The organism is Micromonospora sp. LHW51205, assembly GCF_003315815.1.
GTDB classification, from domain to species: domain Bacteria; phylum Actinomycetota; class Actinomycetes; order Mycobacteriales; family Micromonosporaceae; genus Micromonospora; species Micromonospora chalcea.
Window position 1 is genome coordinate 342,662 of the sequence record NZ_QMEZ01000004.1, and the last position, 17,479, is coordinate 360,140.

Genomic DNA, 17,479 nt, shown 5'->3' on the forward strand with positions numbered 1-17,479 from the left:
GCGGGTCAAGCGGCCCGCCGGGCGTCCACGCCCGCCCGCAGCCGCCGGCTCGTGCCGCGCTCCCGGCCGTACGCGTCGGCCCGTCCCCACCGGCCCGGCACGTCGAGCAGCTCGATCCGCCCGTACCCGGCCGGGACCGCCGGGTTCACCAGCAGGTTGTCTCCGCAGGGGCGCAGCCCCAGCATGGTCGAGAGCAACATCAGCAGGCCGCTCGCGGCCCACGACTGCGGCCGCCCGGCATCCGGCATCTGCACCGGGTATTTGGTGACCCCGCGGGGGTAGCCGGCGAAGGCCTCCGGGATCGAGCCGCCGAGCGTCTCCGCCGCCGCGAACACGCCGGCCGCGATGTCGCCCGCCTCCGCCTCGTAGCCGTACCGCCGCAGGCCCGCCGCGACGATCGCGTTGTCCCACGGCCAGACCGCGCCGAGATGCGCGCCCACCGGGTTGTACGGCAACTGCCCCTCGGCGTAGGTGCGGATGCCCCAGCCGGAGTACAGGTCCGGCCCGCACAGGTGCCCGGCCAGCGAGTCGGCGCGTTCCGGCTCGACGATGCCGCTCCACAGCAGGTGGCCGAGATGCGAGGTGAGCGCGTCGACGGGCTCGCCGTCCGGGGTGAGGGCCAGCGCGTAGTAGCCCCGGTGCGGCAGCCAGAAGTCGCGATCGAACCGTTCCCGCAGCCGCGCCGCGTCGGCCTCCAGGCGCTCGGCGTAGCCCGGGTCGCCCCAGAACTCCCGCGCCAGCCGGGCGCCGCGGATCCGCGCGTCGTACGCGTACCCCTGAAGCTCACAGGTGGCGCGCGGGTACGGCGGCACGACGCCGTGCCGGTCGACCACCGAGTCCGGGGAGTTGCGCCAGGTCTGGTTGGCCACTCCGCTCGCCGTGTTACGCGGGTGGTAACGCAGGTAGCCGTCGCCGCACAGGTCGCCGTAGCGGGTCAGCCAGTCCAGCGCCATCCGGGCCGGATGACGTAGCTCGTGGATCAGGTCGACGTCACCGGTCCAGCGCTCGTACTCGTCGAGCAGGATCACGAACAGCGGCGTGGTGTCGGCCGCGCCGTAGTAGAGCGCGGTGGGCTGCTCGTCGAACGCGGCCGCCTCGCCGTACCGCAGCTCGGCGAGGATCTTGCCGGGCTCCTCCTCGCGCAGGTCGTCGAGCCGGCCGCCCTGCAGCATCGCCAGCATGTGCAGCGTGGCCGGGGTCAGCTCGGGCGTGAACGGGAGCGTCTGGAGGCAGGTGATCAGCGCGTCCCGCCCGTACAGCGTCATCGCCCAGGGCAGCCCGCCGACCGGCACCCGGTCGACGTACGCCAGCGGCGTGTACCGCAGCGCGGCCAGGTCGTTCAGCGCCTGCCGGTAGGCGGCGGTCAGCGCCGGGCGGTCGGAGACCAGTTGCGGGGCCTGGTCGAGCCACCGCCGCAGGTCGTCGCGCATGTCCTGCCGGACCTGCTGCCGGTGGGAGTCGATGCTCGCCCGCAGGTCCCGCCCCCGGGCCCCCTTGATGATCATCTCGACGTGCAGGTCGACGTGCCACGCGCCCTGCGGCTCGACGCGGATCCGGAAGGTCATCCCGCTCCGGTCCACCTGCGCCGGGGCCGAGCTGGAGACGCACGTCCCCCGGGAGAACCGCCCGCGCTCGTACCGGATCCACAACCGCTGCCCGGCCGGATCGGGGACGATCGTCGGCCGGCGCGGGCCGGGACGCAGGATCTCCGACGTGTCGGCGAAGTCGCTGCCCATCTCCAGCCGCACCGTGTACTCGGCGGGCTCGGGTGAGTGGTTGAGCACCGTGATGCTCTCGTGGTACGCCTCGTCGATGAGGCGGTGCCGGATCACCGACACGTCGGCGTCCACATAGTGGCTGGCTGCGCCGGGCACCAGCACGAAACGGGTCTCGAAGTAGGTCAGGTCGTCGCGGGACAACGCGTTCAGCCGCTCGCCGTCGACGGTGAGCACCCAGTGGCTCAGGAACCGGGTGTCGAAGGAGAAGAGACCGATCGGCGCGCTGGGGTCGATCTCCATGTCGCCCTGCGCGTCACTGACCGCGAAGGCGTTTCCGGCGAGGACGTGGACCAGCTCCTGCTTCATCGGGCCACCGCCTGCCCGGCCGCCTCCCGGGGATGCCGGGCGTCCGGGTGCCCGGGGAAGATCCGGCGCAGCGCCATCAGCAGCTTGAGGTCGCCCTCGACGGCGATGTCGTTGCGCAGCAGCGCGGCGGCCGGATGCAGGAGGCCCGCCGCCATCCGGTCGAACACCTCCCGGTCCGCGCGGACCACCAGGTCGGCGTCCGCGGAGAGCCGGTCCACCCGGACGTCCTGACGGTCGACGGTCAGGTACCAGTGCTCGGTGCGGCCGTCGTCGTGCAGGTCCAGGCGAATGGTGCCGCAGGTGGTCTCGGGCAGGTCGGGGTTCCGGCCGGCGGCGGCCCGGGTCAGGTGTTCCGCGGCCGAGACGCTCATCGGGCCTCCTCGTCGGTCGTCGCGGCCACCCGCCTGACGGCGCCGGCCGTGCCGCGAGGATCCCCGCGCCCCGGGTGAGGCGAACTCACCCGGTCCGGGTGAGCCGCGGCGGTGACCCGGCAGCGGCCGGACGGGCCCGCTGGGACGGGGCCGGGCGGCGCTCAGCCCAGGATGAGCCCGCGCACGTAGGCGGCCTGGCCGACGTGCTGGAAGTCGTCGTCGAGCACGCTCACCAGCCGCACCCCGAGCGTCACCGGCGGATCCCAGTTCTCGTCCACCACCCGGTCCAGGTCGGCCGGGCGCAGCCCGCGCAGGTAGTCCAGGCTCCGGTCCACCACCGCCCGGTGGTAGTCCAGCAGCACGCCACCGTTCTCCGGGCGTACCGCGGCGATCTGCTCCGGGCCGTGCCCGAAGCCGGTGTCGGCGCGGTCGGGCCGCAGACCGCACCGCGCCGCCCAGTCGCCGCCGGCCCAGAGCTGCGGCTCGCCCATCACGTCGGCGACGTGGTCGTCCTGGATCCGGGTCAGGTGCCAGACCAGCCAGCCGACCGGGTTCGCCCCGTCGGCCGGCGCCCGCCGCAGCTGGGCCGCGTCGAGCCCGTCGAGCGCCCCGGCGACCAGATCGGGCAACCGCCCGTACGCCTCGATCAGCACATCCGTCGCGTCCACGCGCACCTCACTCCCCTGCCGTCTCGTGCGTCTTCCCGGGCAGTACCGCCCAGCGTGCCCGGCAAACCTCGTCGCGGGACCCGACATCTACTGTGATCGGGTGGTCGCGGCGCTGGAGCTGTATCTCGACACCGACGCCACCCGGCGGATCCGGGTGCTGTGGGACCTGCTCGAGTCCGACGGGGTGCCGAGCCTGCGGTCACTGCTGGCGCAGCGGCACCGCCCGCACGTCTCGCTCGCGGTGGCGCCCCGCCTGGACCCGCACCGCGTCGCCGAGGCACTCGCCGGAACCGTGGTGGCCGCGCCGCTGCGGCTGGAGTTCCAGCACGCCGGGCAGTTCGTCGGCCGGGTGCTCTGGCTCGGTCTCGCGCCGACGCCCGAGCTGCTGGCGCACCACGCCGAGGTGCACGACCGGCTGGCCCGGGCCGGTGTCGAGGTGGTGGAGCACTACCGGCCGGGACGCTGGGTGCCGCACTGCACGCTGTCCATGCGGGTGCCGAACCCGCTGATGGGGGCGGCGGTGCGACGGTGCCTGGAGGTGCTGCCGCTGACCGCGACGGTGGTCGGCGCGGCGGTGGCCGACCACGCCCGAGACATCTCCCACCCCCTCCCCTGACGCACTCTCCCACCAAGATCCACACCATCTCGGCGAGCTGGCCGCATCAGACCACCTCCGATGCAGCCACTTCCCCGAACCGGTGTCGATCTTGGGCGGGTCACTGCGGGGTGAGGTCGAGGAGGAACGTCGGGTGGTCCGGCTGTGGACACGGGTCGCCCCGATGACCGAGCCGCTCGCAGGCGCTGTGGCCGATGCTGCGGGACATGGGCGTCGGCGACTCACCGCCGCAGGTCCCCGACGCGCACCGCACCGTACGCCTGCACGCCGGTACGGCGTTCCGGACCGGCGACGTGACGGGGTGGGCCGTTCCTTTTTCACGGCGGTGCGCCGCCGGGCCGGCGGCCGGGCGGTTCTGCAGGCCGGTACGCGCGTTCCCCGCACGGTGCCCGACATTGGTTCAGGATGCGGGCGCGACAGCGTGGCGGGACCGGGTTTCGCGCCATCTGCGGCTGCCCTGACGATCGCGGCAAAACCGACGCAAGCTGGTAAAAGCGCAGGTCAGAGCCATTCTGGCCACCCGAGGACGTGCGGCTGGAGCGGCAGCGAAACACGTCGAAGGAGAGCCTCATGGCCGCACCCGTCGTCCGTTCCGTCACCCCCGACCAGACCGTCCTGCTGCCCGGGCAGTCGACCACCGTACGGGTCGACGCCTACCACCCCGACTCGCGGCTGCTGACGCTCGCCGGCCGGGTCAGCGACCCCACCGGCGTCACCTGGGACAGCCCGGTCCGGGTGGATCTGAGCGTGCCACTGACCGTCCAGCTCGCCAGCGCCTCGCCGGGGGTGACGGTCACACCCAGCAGCGCCGAACCGGGCCGCTTCACAGTCACCGTGCTGGCCGGCCGGGGCACGGTGACGCTGACCGCGACGGCGCGTGACGGCGCCGGCCGCACCGGCACGGGCACCACCACGCTGACCGTGCCGCTGCTGGTCGGGATGAGCGCCGAGAAGGGCGCGCGGACCCAGCGGGCGGTGGCCGACTACCCGGGCATCCGTTACATGCGCGACTTCGGCACTGACGGTCCGGACGCGGACACGCTGCCGGAGCTGCCCGCGCTCAACGCCGGCAAGTTCGCCGACGCGCCGTCGGCCGTCATGCACGTCAGCTGGAAGGACGACGTCGAGCAGTTGGCGAGCTGGCTCGACGGCGTGAGCCGCCCGATCTACCTGACCTGGTACCACGAGCCGATGGGCGACGTGGCGCCGGCGACGTACCGGGCGACGGCGAGCCGGGTGACCCAGATCGTGGCCGCGCACCGCAACCGGCGGTGGGTGCTCGGGCACGGCCCGATCGTGACCCGCTACTGGCTGGACGAGGGACGCGGCAACCCGACCGACTGGGGTTATCCGGGCATGACCCACTACGGCGTGGACTGCTACTCGCGGGACACGGCCGCGTACTGGCCCGCCTCGCGGATGTTCGGGGTGGCCTTCGGCAAGGTGCGCGCCGCGTACCCGGGCATCCGGCTGCTGGTCCCCGAGTACGGGCTGACCCGCGTCGCCACCGACACCACCGGCGCGGGCCGGGCGCGCACGATCCGGGACCACGTCACCTGGCTGCGCCAGCAGAACGACGTGGACGCGATCGCGTACTGGAACAACTGGGCCGAGTTCGAGCTGGGCGACCCGCCGCCGGAGGCCACGGCCTGGCGCGATCTCCAGGTGGGCCCGGCATAGACTGGGCCGATGAGGCGGAGTCGGTGACCAGCGGGAGCGTGTCGTACCCGGGCTACACCCATGGCTGCCTCGCCTACGACGACCCGGCGGCGCTGCGCGCGCTGACGGTCGAGCAGGTCAGCGCCGGTCTCGCCGCCGGTGAGCAGGTCTGGGTGGTCTGTCCGGAGGATCGTGCCACTGTCACCGGCTGGCTGGCCTCGGTTCCCGGTCTCGACGCCGCGCGCCGGCGGGACGCGCTACGGCTGGTTCCCGTCGGCGAGGCGTACCGGCACGACGAGATCGTCGACCCCAACCGGCAGGTCGGGGCGTACGTGCGGGCCACCACCGAGGCGCTGACCGCCGGGCACACCGGCCTGCGGGTGCTGGCCGAGGCGACGAGCCTGGTCCGCACCCCGGCCCAGCGGGACGCCTTCGCCCGTTACGAGCACCGCATCGACCACTGGATGCGGCACCGGCCGATGTCGGCGATCTGCGCCTACGACCGCCGGCAGCTCGGCGACGCGGCAATCGCCGAGCTGGCCTGCCTGCACCCGGTGACGAACGCGGACGTGCTGTTCCGGCTGCACGCCGGCGACGGCGACTCGGTGGTGGCGCTGGCCGGCGAGCTGGACCCGACCAACCACCGGGACTTCGCCGCCGCGCTGGAGCGGGCCGACCCGCGGCCGGTGGCGGGCCGGGTCGTGTTCGACGCCGCCGAGCTGCGTTTCGTGGATCACCGCAGCCTGCTGCACCTGCGTGACCACGCCCGCCGCTACGACGCCGTCGCGGTGCTGCGCACCCCGCACCGGACCCCGGCCCGGCTGGTCGAGCTGCTCGGCCTGACCGGGGTACGGGTGGAGGTGCTCGGATGAGGAGCGGCGCGGCCTCCGGTCACGTGGGCTACTTCCACGAGGCGTTCGTCTACGACTCCGACGAGGAGCTGCTGGCGGTGGCGCTGCCGTTCCTGCTGGACGGGGTCGCGGCCGGCGAGCCGACGGCGGTGAATCTGGACGAGCGCAACGCGGAGCTGGTGCGCCGGGCGCTGCCCACCGGCGCCGAGGTCACGTTCCTGCCGGTCGGGGACCTCTACGCCCGGCCCAGCGTCGCGCTGCGCTCCTACCGGGAACTGCTCGCGTCTTACGTGGCGGCGGGCGCGGCGCAGATCCGGATGGTCGGCCAGCTGCCGCCGGTGCTGCTCGGCTCGACCTGGGACTGGTGGGCCCGCTACGAGTCGGCCATCAACCACGTCTACGACGACTTCCCGCTCTGGGGCATCTGCGCCTACGACCGCCGCAGCACCCCGTCGCACGTGCTGGCGGACGTGGCGCGTACCCACCCCCGGGTGGCGCGGCCGGACGGCGGGCACGAGACGGCCGATCTCTACACCGACCCGATGAGCTACCTGACCGAGCCCCGCCCGGTGCCGCTGGACCCGGTGCAGCGGACGACGCCGCTGGTCGAGCTGATCGACCCGACGCCGGCCCGGGCCCGGGCGGAGGTGCGCGCCGCCGACGACGGCCTGCTCGCGCCGGACAGCGCCGACGGGCTGGTCATCGCGGTGAGCGAGGTGGTGAGCAACGCGCTGCGGCACGGCGAGCCGCCGGTGCGGATGCGGCTGTGGCGCGCGCCCGACCGGATCGTGGTCACCGTCCACGACCGGGGCCCCGGGCCGAAGGATCCGTACGCCGGACTGTTGCCGGCCGGTGACGGCTCCGACGGCGGGTTGGGTCTCTGGATCAGCCACCAGAGTTGCGACCACGTGACGCACCACCGCGACGCGGGCGGCTTCACCATCCGTCTGACGGCGGGGAACCCGCACTTCCCGGTCTGACCGCGACGCCGGTCGGCCGGGCAGGGGCGGGGCGGGGCGAGACGCGCGCGCGGACGCGGTACCGTAGCGCCTCATCGTGCCCTGCGGGGCGGTCATCCGCCGGCCTGGCGCTGGCGAACCGACGGAGGATGGCGCATGTCCAACGGCGACGATCCGTTCGCACCCCACGACGACGTGTCCGCGCGCCCGCGCTTCGATCCGGCGCTGCGCGGCTACGACAAACGTCAGGTGGACCGGTACGTCGAGCAGGTCGACGCCGAGGTCAGCGCGCTCACCGCCGCGCGGGACCGGGCGTACGCGCAGGTGCGTGACCTGACCGCGCAGGCGCAGCGGGCGCAGGCCGAGGCGGCCGAGTTGCGCGAGCGTCCGGCGGCGGCGGTGGACCGGGCGTCCTTCCGGGACCTCGGCCCGATGGTCGACCAGATCCTGGACCTGGCCGAGAAGCAGGCCGGGCAGATCACCGACGTGGCCACCCGGCGCGCGGAGGAGTTCCAGGCGCAGGCGGAGAAGCTGCTGGCTGCGGCGCAGGAGCAGGCCGCGCGGGAGCGGCGCGAGCTGGACGAGGAACTGTCCGCGCGCCGGGCCGAGCAGGAGCGGGTGGACGAGGAGCGGCTGGCCGCGGCGCAGGCGGAGCTGGCCGCCGTGCGGGAGCTGGCGGAGAAGCTGCGCGTCGAGGGGCAGGCCGCGCACGACCGGGCCCAGCAGGAGGCGAAGCGGATCACCGAGCAGAGCGCGCAGCAGGTCGAGCAGGCGCGTTCGGCGTCCGAGGCGCTGGTGAAGGCCGCGCGGACGCAGATTCAGCAGGAGGTCCAGGCCAACCGCAGCAAGGCCCAGCAGGAGCTGGCCCAGTGGCAGGCCACGATGGCCAAGGAGCTGGACGAGCGGCGGGCCGCCGCCGAGCAGGAGCTGGCCGACCGGGCCGCCGCCGCGGAGAAGGACATCGCCGCGCTGGTCGCCGAGGCGCAGCAGTACGCCACGGAGGTCCGGGAGCGGGCCGACGAGGAGACGACGGCGCACCAGGAGCAGCTCGCCGGCGTGCAGCGGGAGATCCAGCAGCGGCAGGAGACGCTGACCGGGCTCAAGGCGGAGCTGGAGACGGTCTCCCGGAAGCTGGAGGAGACCCGCCGGGAGATCGGCACGATCGAGCGCAGCGGCGCGGAACTGGAGGAGCGGCTGGTCGGCGTACGCCGGGAGCTGGCCGCCGAGAGCAGGCGGCTCGACGAGGCGCGGCGCGCGGCGGACCTGGCCGAGCAGCACGCCAAGGAGACCCGGGCCCGGGTGCAGCGGGAGGCCAAGCGGGTCGCCGACCTCGCCGCGGCGGCGGTCATGGCGGCGGCTGCGGGCGGCGGGGAGACCGCCGAGTACCCGCAGGTGTCGGCGCGTCCGGCGGTCACCGTCGCGCCCGACGCGGCGCCGCGGACCGGGGACGGGCGGACCGGGGACGGGCGGACCGAGCCGGACGCGGCCGAGCCGGAGCAGCCCGTCGTGGAGCCGTTCGTCGAGCGGCTGGACGGGCCGAGCTTCGACGCGTTCGCGGTCCGCACGCCGGCTCCGCGCGGGGCGCCCGAAGTGGAGACCACGGGTACGGACAACGGCGTGCCGGCTACCGCCTGAGCGATCGGCGCCACCGGTCCGGGCCGGGCCGGTGGCGTCGCATCTTGCCCATCGACCTTGCTCTATGCAAATATTTGGATCGATCTGCTGGTGCATCTCGATCTTTATTCGGGGGTTGACGGGTATGCGGAAGATCTCCTCCATCGGCGCCGCCGTCGTCCTGACCGTCGCCACGGCGGGCGCCGTGGTGACCGGTACGGCCGGACCGGCGAGCGCCGGGTGCAGCCACTCGCACTCCAACGTCGACAGCAAGTTCGGCCAGCTGTTCAACGCCACGAACGTCAACATCCGCACCGGCCCGCACACCACCTGCGCCTCGCTCGGGTACGGGCAGCTCAACCACAACGTCGACTTCCACTGCTTCGCCAGCGGCGACCGGGTCACCGCCAACGGCAAGACCACCTACACGTGGACGTACCTGCGGGACGTCACCACAGGTGTCTCCGGCTGGGTCGCCGACGCGCTGCTGGACAACCTCGGCGGCAACGTCGCCTGCTGAAGACGGGCAGGTAGAGCCGTACGCCACCCACCGGATCCCGGTCGGTGACGGCCACGTCCTGTACGTGGAGGAGGTGGGCCGGCCGGACGGCGTACCCGTGGTGTTCCTGCACGGCGGGCCCGGCGGCGGGCTGGTGCCGGCGGCGCGCCGGTTCTTCGATCCGGAGCGCTACCGGGCCGTGCTGTTCGACCAGCGGGGGGCCGGCCGCAGCACCCCGCACGGCGAGGTGCGCGCCAACACCACCTGGCATCTGGTGGCCGACCTGGAGACGATCCGGCGGCGGCTGGGCATCGGCTCGTGGCTGGTGTTCGGCGGGTCGTGGGGCACCACGCTCGGCCTGGCGTACGCGCAGGCGCACCCGCAGCGGGTCACCGGCCTGGTCCTGCGCGGCGTGCTGCTCCTGCGCCGCGCCGAGCGGGACTGGTTCTACCAGGGCGGACTGCGGCATCTCCAGCCCGAGGAGTGGGAACGGTTCGTCGCACCGGTCCCGCCGGGCGAGCGCGACGACGTGCTGGCCGCGTACCACAGGCGGCTGCACGGCCCGGACGAGGCGCAGGCCCGGGTCTGGGCACGGGCCTGGGGACGCTGGGAGGCGGTCAACTCGTCGCTGCGCCCCGACCCGGAGCTGCTCGCCCACTTCACCGCCGACGAGCACGCGCTGCCGGTGGCCCGGATCCTGTCGCACTACGCCGTGCACGGCGGCTTCCTCGCCGAGGGCCAGCTGATCGACGGCGTGGACCGGATCCGCCACCTGCCCGCGGTGATCGTCAACGGCCGGTACGACCTGTGCTGCCCGCCGGTGTCCGCGTACGACCTGGCCCGCCGGTGGCCGGAGGCGACGTTGCGGATCGTGCCCGGTGCCGGGCACTCCGCGGCCGAGCCGGCGATCGCCCGCGAGGTGCTGCGCGCGCTCGACGAGGTGACCGCGAGGGTCGAGAGCCCGGCCGGCGAGCCTGGTCATGGCGAGCCTGGTCATCCGGAAGCGCCGCTGGCAGGATCGGCCGGGTGACGGGTGGGCTGTACGCGGTCAGCGACCTCCATGTGTCGTACGCGGAGAACCGCGCGGTGGTGGACGGCCTGCGACCGGAGACGGCGGACGACTGGCTGATCGTGGCCGGCGACGTGGGCGAGGTCTTCGCCGACATCGAGCGGACGCTGCGGCTGCTGCGCGACCGGTTCGCGACAGTGGTGTGGGCGCCGGGCAACCACGAGCTGTGGACCCACCCCAACGACCCGGTGACGTTGCGCGGGGTGGCCCGCTACGACGCCCTGGTCGCGATGTGCCGGGAGCTGGGCGTGCTGACCCCGGAGGACGAGTACGCGGTGTGGCGGGGCGACGGCGGCCCGGTCACCGTGGCGCCGCTGTTCGTGCTCTACGACTACTCGTTCCGCGCGCCCGGCACCACCACCAAGGAGGAGTCGCTGCGCGTGGCGTACGACGCCGGTGTGGTGTGCACCGACGAGATGCTGCTGCACCCCGACCCGTACCCGGATCGGGAGTCCTGGTGCGCGGCGCGGCTGGAGGCGACCCGGAGGCGGCTGGAGGCCACCGACCCGGCGCTGCCGACGGTGCTGGTCAGCCACTGGCCGCTGGTGCGCCAGCCCACCGAGGTGCTCTGGTTCCCGGAGTTCGCGCAGTGGTGCGGCACCGACCGGACGGCCGACTGGCACGTGCGGCACCGCGCCGCCGTCGCCGTCTACGGCCACCTGCACATCCCGCGCACCACCCACTACGACGGGGTGCAGTTCGAGGAGGTGTCGCTGGGCTACCCGCGCGAATGGCGGCGTCGCGGCGGCGAGCCGGCGCCAATGAAGCGGATCCTCTGACGTCCTGAACGGCCGCTGGCTGCTCACCGGCGTGACGGTGCCACGCCGGTCCTGACCAGTGATTCCGCGATTGTTCCGGTTTGCCCGCCCTCAGCTGGGGTACGGCCGAAGGGGCCTGGACATTTAGCTGTAGGAGGACAGGTCCTGATGGAATCCAGCAAGCCCGCCCAGATCGTCAAGGGTGTCGTCGAAGCCGCCGTCGAGAAGGTCGGCGACGCGCTGACTCCGGACGTGCCGGGCGCTCCCGGCAGCGCGCCACCACCGCTGGAGGAGCCGACCACGCCGCACGGGCCGCTGCCGCCCAAGGCCGAGCAGGGCGCGCCGGACACCCGGACCCCGACCGGCGCCGAGACCGGCGTACCGAAGATCGCCAAGGGGCAGCAGGGCGCGTACCTCACCACCGCCAACGGCGCCCGGCTGCGCGACACCGACCACTCGCTCAAGGCCGGTCCGCGCGGCCCGGTCCTGCTCCAGGACCACCACCTGCGGGAGAAGATCACCCACTTCGACCACGAGCGGATCCCGGAGCGGGTGGTGCACGCCCGGGGCGCTGGTGTGCACGGCACGTTCGTCGCCAACGGCGCCGCCGAGAAGGTCACCCGCGCCGGTTTCCTCAAGCAGGGGCGCGAGACGCCGGTGTTCGTCCGCTTCTCCACCGTGCTGGGCTCGCGCGGGTCGGCCGACACGGTCCGCGACACCCGCGGCTTCGCCACCAAGTTCTACACCGACGAGGGCACGTTCGACCTGGTCGGCAACAACATGCCGGTGTTCTTCATCCAGGACGCGATCAAGTTCCCGGACGTCATCCACGCCGGCAAGCCGCACCCGGACCGGGAGATCCCGCAGGCGCAGAGCGCGCACGACACGTTCTGGGACTTCGTCTCGCTGCACACCGAGGCGCAGCACCACACCATCTGGAACATGTCCGACCGGGGCATCCCGCGGTCCTACCGGACCATGGAGGGCTTCGGCGTGCACACGTTCCGCCTGGTCGACGAGGCCGGCGCGACGGTGCTGGCCAAGTTCCACTGGAAGCCGAAGCTCGGCGTGCACTCCCTCACCTGGGAAGAGGCCCAGATGATCAGCGGCATGGACCCGGACTTCCACCGCCGCGACCTGTACGACGCCATCGAGGCCGGCGCGTTCCCCGAGTGGGAGCTGGGCATCCAGGTCTTCCCGGACACGCCGGAGGAGACGTTCGCCGGGATCGACCTGCTCGACCCGACGAAGATCGTGCCGGAGGAGCTGGCGCCGGTGCAGGCGATCGGCACCCTCACCCTCAACAAGACGCCGCGCAACTTCTTCGCCGAGACCGAGCAGGTGGCGTTCCACGTCGGACACCTGCCGCCGGGCATCGACGTCACGAACGACCCGCTGATGCAGGGCCGCCTCTTCTCGTACGTGGACACGCAGCTCACCCGCCTGGGCGGGCCGAACTTCACCCAGATCCCGATCAACCGGCCGCACGCCGACGTCAACGACATGCTGCGGGACGGCTTCCACCAGCACGCGGTGCACGCGGGCGTGGCGCCGTACCGGCCGAACTCGCTCGACGGCGGCAACCCGTTCCCGGCCGGCGACCGGGAGCACGCGTTCGTGGACACGCCGGTGACGGTGGCCGAGGCGCCGAAGGTGCGGGCCGCGCCGGCTTCCTTCGACGACCACTACAGCCAGGTACGCCTGTTCTGGCAGAGCATGTCGCCGGTGGAGAAGGAGCACATCATCCGGGCGTACACGTTCGAGCTGGGCAAGTGCTACCACCAGGCGATCAAGGAGCGGCAGCTCCAGTGCCTGGCCAACGTCGACCCGGTGCTGTGCGAGCAGGTCGCGACCGGTCTGGGCCTGCCGGTGCCGCAGCCCACCGTGCCGCTCGCCGAGGTGCAGCCCAGCCCGGCGCTGTCCCAGGTGGGCCGGGAGTGGCCGGCCGACGGCCGGATGGTCGGCATCGTGGTCGACGCCCAGGCCGACCTGGGCGACGTGCACGACGTACGCCGGGAGGTGTTCGCCGCCGGCATGGTGCCGCTGCTGATCGCCGCGCACGGCGGCACCGTCGACGGGCTGCCGGTGCAGCGCACGTTCGCCACCGGCCGCTCGGTCGAGTTCGACGCGGTGCTGCTGGCCGGCGCACCGGCCCCGGCGCCGGACGCGCTGCCGGCCCGCGACGCCAAGGCCGGCGCGGCGGGCTCGGCCACCGTCGACCCGCGGGTGCTGCTGCTGGTCGAGGAGGCGTGGCGGCACGCCAAGGTGATCGGCGCCTGGGGCGCGGGCGCCGAGGTGCTGAACCAGGCCGGTGTCACCGGCACGCCGGGCGTGGTCACCGGTGGCTCCGGCGCCGAGGTGCTCGCCGAGGTGCAGCGGCTGATGGCGGCGCACCGGGTCTGGGAGAGGTTCCCGGCCTCGGTCGCCTGACCTCGAAGTCGCGCGTGGGGCGGTCCCGGACGGGGCCGCCCCACACTGTGCGTACGGCCCGCCCGGCGGGGACCGGCCTCACCAGCGGTTGCGGGCCTCCTCGGCCCAGCCGACCAGGCCGTCCAGATCCACGCGCCCGCCGTCGTCGGTCGCGGCCCAACCGGTGAAGTGGCCGAAGCACTGGTGCGTCTCCCCGGCCAGCACGACCAGGTTGGTACGCGCCACCCGCTCGTGGAACGGGTGGAACGTGACGTCCACCCGGTCGCCGGTGATCCGCCACGGCCGCAGCCAGTCGGCGCGGTCGTACTCCCAGGTCAGGTCCGCGCCGATCTTGTGCAGCCGCCCGTCGACGAAGACCGCGTTCTCGGTCGAGCCGGTGCCGTCGGTCCACTTGCCGCCGAGCTGGATCGACCGGCCCGGACCGCTGCCGGCCGCCCAGTTCCACCGCACCGCGTACCGCCACTTGCCCCGGCCGTGGTCGAGCGCCGCGTACGACCCCTCCCCCACCGGGTACGCCGTGCCGTCCACGGTGATCGTGCCGTGCACCGGACGGCCGATGTCCTTGACCGTGTACTGGAACCGGCGGGTGCTCCACGGCACCACCACGCCGAGCGACTCGTGGCCGGGCGGCAACGGCACGGTCAGGTCCACCTCGACGCCGGGCGCGGAGGCCCGCAGCGTACTGCCGTCGGGGCCCTGGTCCACGGCGATGGTGAGGTTCCCGCCGCGGGCCCGGACCGGGCCGTCGCCGCTGACCGGCGGCAGCACGGTGCCCCGGGCGAACGGCACCACCGCCTCCGCCGTCGTCTCCCGGCCGGTGCTCCGGTCGAGCAGGTAGAGGCTCTGCACCCCGGCGTAGTCGAGCGACGACGCGACCAGGCCGAGGATGTGCGTCGGCGTGACCACGCCCCAGTGCTCCCACCGCTTGGCCCGGCCCCAGCCGCGCAGGTTCGCCCGGTGCAGCGGCCGGCGGCTCCAGCCGACCGCGTCCGGGTTCAGCCGCCCGTCCGGCCGGCACAGGTCTACCGGCTCGGTGATCTCCCGCTCATGCGTCATCGCCGCAGGCTACCGGCGGCGACGCGGGCCCGGCGGGCGGCCTCGTCAGCCGTCCCGCCGGGCAGTCACGTCAGCGGCCCTGCTTGGCGCGGCAGATCTCCACCGGCACCGCCGGGGCGCCGTCGACCGGCGCCGGGTCCTCCGGGGTGGGCGCGATGCCGCCGGCCGAGATCCGGTCCAGCGTGGCCAGCCCGGCCGCGTCGACCTGACCGAACACCGTGTAGTTGGGGCGCAGCGCCGAGTCGGCCTGGACCAGGAAGAACTGGCTGCCGTTGGTGTCCGGGCCGGCGTTGGCCATGGCCAGCGTGCCGCGCGCGTACAGGCGGCGTACGCCGGTCGGGTCGGTCGGCGCGGGCGGCAGGTCGGTGGGCAGCTCGTCGCGGTAGCGGTAGCCCGGGCCACCCTCGCCGGTACCGGACGGGTCGCCGCACTGGAGGACCGTGAGCGTCGGGTACGCGGTGAGCCGGTGGCAGGGCGTCCGGTCGTAGAAGCGCTTGCGGACCAGGTGCAGGAAGCTCTGCACCGTGCACGGCGCCTGCTCGCGGTCCAGCGTCAGCCCGATCGGCCCCTGGTTGGTGCGCAGCGTGACCCGCACGGTGCCCCGGTCCGGCGTGCGGCGCGGGTCCGGCGGCAGCGGCACCGGCCGGGCGGCCGGCTCGTCCGGCGTGGGCGTGTACGCGCACGGCCCCTTCGTCGGCGCCGGGTCGGCGGCGGGCGCCGCGGTCGCGGCGACATCAGCGGCGGCGACGATCGTCGCGGCGGCCACGCTCACCCCGGCGAGGCGGGCCAGCAGGGGTAATGCGGCGTGCGTTCGGGTTTCGCTCGACACGGTGGTCCTCCCTGGACTCGTGGTACCAGAACGACCGGAGTCTATGGATCGGGTGGGGTGATGTCGACGCGCACGCCTCACGGGTCGCCGGGAAAGTCGGTTGCCCGCCCGCGCCACCTCCGCGAGGCTGAGCGGCATGACGTTCTGACGGATCACACCCCGCCCGCAGGCCCCTCCTCGCCGCCTGCCGTTCCCCGGCCTCTCTCTTTCCGCAGAAACGAGCGTCTGTGTCCGCGTACCCCTCCGGGCGGGCCGTCGTGCCCGCCACCGTCTCCGTCTTCTCCTCCCCCGGCAGCTGGATCGAGTCCGCCGCGCTCGACCAGTGCCGTCAGGTCGCCGCCCTGGACGGCATGGCGCACGTCGCCGCCATGCCCGACCTGCACCCCGGCAAGGGCGCGCCGATCGGCGCGGCGATGTCCTCCACGGTGCTGTATCCGTTCCTGGTCGGCTCCGACATCGGGTGCGGCATCGCGGTGTTCCCGATCGCGCTGCGCCGGGTCGTACCGGAACGGCTCGCGGCCCGGTTCCCCGACCTGGACCGGGCGCTCGACCCGGACGCCGACGACCCGGCGTGGTCGGTGCTGGACGGCGACATCCCGGCCGGGCACCTCGACGGGCTCGGCACCGTCGGGCGCGGCAACCACTTCGTCGAGCTGGCCCGCGTCGGGCCGATCCTCGCGGCGGAGCACGCCACGCGGCTCGGGCTGGACCCCGGTGACCTGGTGCTCGTGGTGCACTCCGGCTCGCGCGGGCTGGGCGAACGGATCCTGCGCGAGCACACCGAGACGCACGGCGCCGGTCCCGCGCCCGACCCGGACGCCTACCTGGCCCGGCACGACGCGGCCGTGCGGTGGGGGTCGCTCAACCGGCGGCTGCTGGCCGCGCGGGTCGCGTACGCGCTCGGCGCCGAACCCACCGAGCCGGTCGTCGACCAGTGCCACAACCTGGTCGAGATCCGCGACGGGCGCTACCTGCACCGCAAGGGCGCGGCGCCGGGCGACGGGCGGGACGTGCTGATCGCCGGCACCCGTGGCACGCCCTCCTATCTGGTGGCCGCGCACGCCGGGCCGGACGCCGGCTACTCGGTGGCGCACGGCGCCGGGCGCAAGATGTCGCGCGCCGACGCGCTGCGCCGGGGCCGGGCCAAGCACACCGTCGAGGAACTGCGGCGTACGCCGGTCGGCTCGATAGTGGTGTGCGGCGACCGGCAGTTGCTGTTCGAGGAGGCGCCCACCGCGTACAAGCGCATCGAGCAGGTCGTCGGCGACCTGGTGACGCACGACCTCGCCACCCCGGTCACCACCACGGTTCCGCTCGTCACCTACAAGACGCCGGACGTGGGCCGCAAGGGCCGCCGGTGACCGAGCTGCTGCTGTCCGCCGGGCGCGGACCCGCCGAGTGCGCGTGGGCGCTGGCCCGGCTGCTGTCCCGCCTGGAGGCCGAGGCGGCCCGGCGGGGCCTGCGTACCGCGCGGGTCGAGACGGTGCCCGGCGACCGGGCCGGCACCTACCGGTCGGTGCTGGTCCGGATCAGCGGCGCCGGGGCCGAGGCGTTCGCGGCCGGGTGGACCGGCACGCTCTGCTGGCAGGCGCCCAGCCCGTACCGGACCGGCCACGGGCGCAAGAACTGGTACGTCACCGCGCGCCCGTGCCGGACCGACGTTGTGGTCACGCCGTTCCACGAGGCGGACGTCGAGTTCGTGCCGTGCCGCACCGGCGGGCCGGGCGGCCAGCACCGCAACAAGGCCAGCACCGCCGTCCGGGCCACGCACCGCCCGTCCGGCCGGACCGTGGTGGTGGACACCGAACGGCACCTGCACCTCAACCGCCGGATCGCGGTCGAGCTGCTGCGACAGCGGATCGCCGCCGACGACGACGCGGCCCGGCGCGCGGGCGTCGACGCCCGCTGGCGGATCCACGACGACCTCGTGCGCGGCGACCCGGTACGGGTGGAGCGGCCCTGACGCGGCCCGATCCGACGTCGCTGACCGGCCCGGCTACCGTGGTCGCGGCGACC

The 17,479-nt window shown here is 74.0% G+C and carries 16 protein-coding genes; 11 read left to right on the top strand and 5 right to left on the bottom strand.

Going from position 1 to position 17,479, the window contains the following annotated elements; all coding sequences use genetic code 11:
• Positions 1 to 5 precede the first annotated feature (5 nt).
• The 3 genes from DQE82_RS17545 to DQE82_RS17555 all read right to left on the bottom strand — a co-directional run bounded on the left by DQE82_RS17545 (position 6) and on the right by DQE82_RS17555 (position 3,123).
• The gene (locus tag DQE82_RS17545) at positions 6 to 2,084 is read right to left on the bottom strand and encodes a glycogen debranching N-terminal domain-containing protein (protein WP_104115107.1); all 2,079 of its coding nucleotides are present in this window, start codon (positions 2,082 to 2,084) and stop codon (positions 6 to 8) included.
• Complete coding sequence (locus DQE82_RS17550) at positions 2,081 to 2,455, bottom strand: SCP2 sterol-binding domain-containing protein (protein ID WP_043325133.1); 375 nt, start codon at positions 2,453 to 2,455, stop codon at positions 2,081 to 2,083. Before DQE82_RS17550 ends, DQE82_RS17545 begins: the two co-directional genes overlap by 4 nt.
• Positions 2,456 to 2,616: 161 nt before the next feature.
• Positions 2,617 to 3,123 carry a DinB family protein gene (locus DQE82_RS17555; RefSeq protein ID WP_043330388.1) on the bottom strand — a complete coding sequence of 169 codons (507 nt, stop codon included), beginning with the start codon at positions 3,121 to 3,123 and terminating at the stop codon, positions 2,617 to 2,619.
• Positions 3,124 to 3,223: 100 nt separating this feature from the next.
• Between DQE82_RS17555 and DQE82_RS17560 the strand changes: the two genes are divergently transcribed.
• The 9 genes from DQE82_RS17560 (at position 3,224) to DQE82_RS17605 (ending at position 13,578) form a co-directional block, all read left to right on the top strand.
• A complete protein-coding gene (locus DQE82_RS17560; protein WP_043325134.1) occupies positions 3,224 to 3,739 on the top strand; it encodes a 2'-5' RNA ligase family protein in 516 nt (171 codons plus the stop codon).
• A gap of 570 nt (positions 3,740 to 4,309) precedes the next feature.
• Positions 4,310 to 5,419, top strand: coding sequence for a hypothetical protein (locus DQE82_RS17570; protein WP_043330389.1), 1,110 nt, complete (start codon positions 4,310 to 4,312; stop codon positions 5,417 to 5,419).
• A gap of 23 nt (positions 5,420 to 5,442) precedes the next feature.
• Positions 5,443 to 6,270 carry an MEDS domain-containing protein gene (locus DQE82_RS17575; RefSeq protein WP_113973230.1) on the top strand — a complete coding sequence of 276 codons (828 nt, stop codon included), beginning with the start codon at positions 5,443 to 5,445 and terminating at the stop codon, positions 6,268 to 6,270.
• Entirely contained in the window at positions 6,267 to 7,229 is a 963-nt protein-coding gene (locus DQE82_RS17580) for an anti-sigma factor RsbA family regulatory protein (protein ID WP_043325136.1), read from the top strand. The genes DQE82_RS17575 and DQE82_RS17580 overlap by 4 nt, the downstream gene beginning before the upstream one ends.
• Positions 7,230 to 7,364: 135 nt before the next feature.
• Positions 7,365 to 8,843 carry a hypothetical protein gene (locus DQE82_RS17585; protein WP_064447457.1) on the top strand — a complete coding sequence of 493 codons (1,479 nt, stop codon included), beginning with the start codon at positions 7,365 to 7,367 and terminating at the stop codon, positions 8,841 to 8,843.
• Between the two features lie 124 nt (positions 8,844 to 8,967).
• Complete coding sequence (locus tag DQE82_RS17590; protein ID WP_104115104.1) at positions 8,968 to 9,342, top strand: hypothetical protein; 375 nt, start codon at positions 8,968 to 8,970, stop codon at positions 9,340 to 9,342.
• 64 nt (positions 9,343 to 9,406) lie between these two features.
• Complete coding sequence (gene pip, locus DQE82_RS17595) at positions 9,407 to 10,351, top strand: prolyl aminopeptidase (protein WP_233514695.1); 945 nt, start codon at positions 9,407 to 9,409, stop codon at positions 10,349 to 10,351.
• Positions 10,348 to 11,169, top strand: coding sequence for a metallophosphoesterase (locus tag DQE82_RS17600; RefSeq protein ID WP_113973231.1), 822 nt, complete (start codon positions 10,348 to 10,350; stop codon positions 11,167 to 11,169). Before pip ends, DQE82_RS17600 begins: the two co-directional genes overlap by 4 nt.
• A 147-nt stretch (positions 11,170 to 11,316) precedes the next feature.
• Positions 11,317 to 13,578 (top strand): catalase, encoded by a 2,262-nt coding sequence (locus DQE82_RS17605; protein WP_113973232.1) that lies wholly within the window; start codon positions 11,317 to 11,319, stop codon positions 13,576 to 13,578.
• A gap of 78 nt (positions 13,579 to 13,656) precedes the next feature.
• Here DQE82_RS17605 and DQE82_RS17610 read toward each other — a convergent pair whose 3' ends face one another.
• A complete protein-coding gene (locus DQE82_RS17610) occupies positions 13,657 to 14,634 on the bottom strand; it encodes a DUF2804 domain-containing protein (protein WP_113973233.1) in 978 nt (325 codons plus the stop codon).
• A gap of 70 nt (positions 14,635 to 14,704) precedes the next feature.
• A complete protein-coding gene (locus DQE82_RS17615) occupies positions 14,705 to 15,463 on the bottom strand; it encodes a peptidylprolyl isomerase (RefSeq protein ID WP_113973234.1) in 759 nt (252 codons plus the stop codon).
• Positions 15,464 to 15,690: 227 nt separating this feature from the next.
• On the opposite strand from DQE82_RS17615, the gene DQE82_RS17620 reads away from it, so the two are divergent.
• On the top strand, positions 15,691 to 16,824 hold the full coding sequence (locus tag DQE82_RS17620) for an RNA ligase RtcB family protein (RefSeq protein WP_113973235.1): 1,134 nt from the start codon (positions 15,691 to 15,693) through the stop codon (positions 16,822 to 16,824).
• Entirely contained in the window at positions 16,821 to 17,426 is a 606-nt protein-coding gene (gene prfH, locus DQE82_RS17625; RefSeq protein WP_113973236.1) for a peptide chain release factor H, read from the top strand. Before DQE82_RS17620 ends, prfH begins: the two co-directional genes overlap by 4 nt.
• The last annotated feature ends 53 nt before the right edge of the window (positions 17,427 to 17,479 follow it).

What these genes read in the sequence shown, in the direction of transcription:
- DQE82_RS17580 (WP_043325136.1), top strand. Translation starts at nt 6,267, where the DNA reads ATGAGGAGCGGCGCGGCCTCCGGTCACGTGGGCTACTTCCACGAGGCG.
- DQE82_RS17545 (WP_104115107.1), bottom strand. Translation starts at nt 2,084, where the DNA reads ATGAAGCAGGAGCTGGTCCACGTCCTCGCCGGAAACGCCTTCGCGGTC.
- DQE82_RS17610 (WP_113973233.1), bottom strand. Translation starts at nt 14,634, where the DNA reads ATGACGCATGAGCGGGAGATCACCGAGCCGGTAGACCTGTGCCGGCCG.
- DQE82_RS17585 (WP_064447457.1), top strand. Translation starts at nt 7,365, where the DNA reads ATGTCCAACGGCGACGATCCGTTCGCACCCCACGACGACGTGTCCGCG.
- DQE82_RS17590 (WP_104115104.1), top strand. Translation starts at nt 8,968, where the DNA reads ATGCGGAAGATCTCCTCCATCGGCGCCGCCGTCGTCCTGACCGTCGCC.
- DQE82_RS17605 (WP_113973232.1), top strand. Translation starts at nt 11,317, where the DNA reads ATGGAATCCAGCAAGCCCGCCCAGATCGTCAAGGGTGTCGTCGAAGCC.
- DQE82_RS17570 (WP_043330389.1), top strand. Translation starts at nt 4,310, where the DNA reads ATGGCCGCACCCGTCGTCCGTTCCGTCACCCCCGACCAGACCGTCCTG.
- DQE82_RS17550 (WP_043325133.1), bottom strand. Translation starts at nt 2,455, where the DNA reads ATGAGCGTCTCGGCCGCGGAACACCTGACCCGGGCCGCCGCCGGCCGG.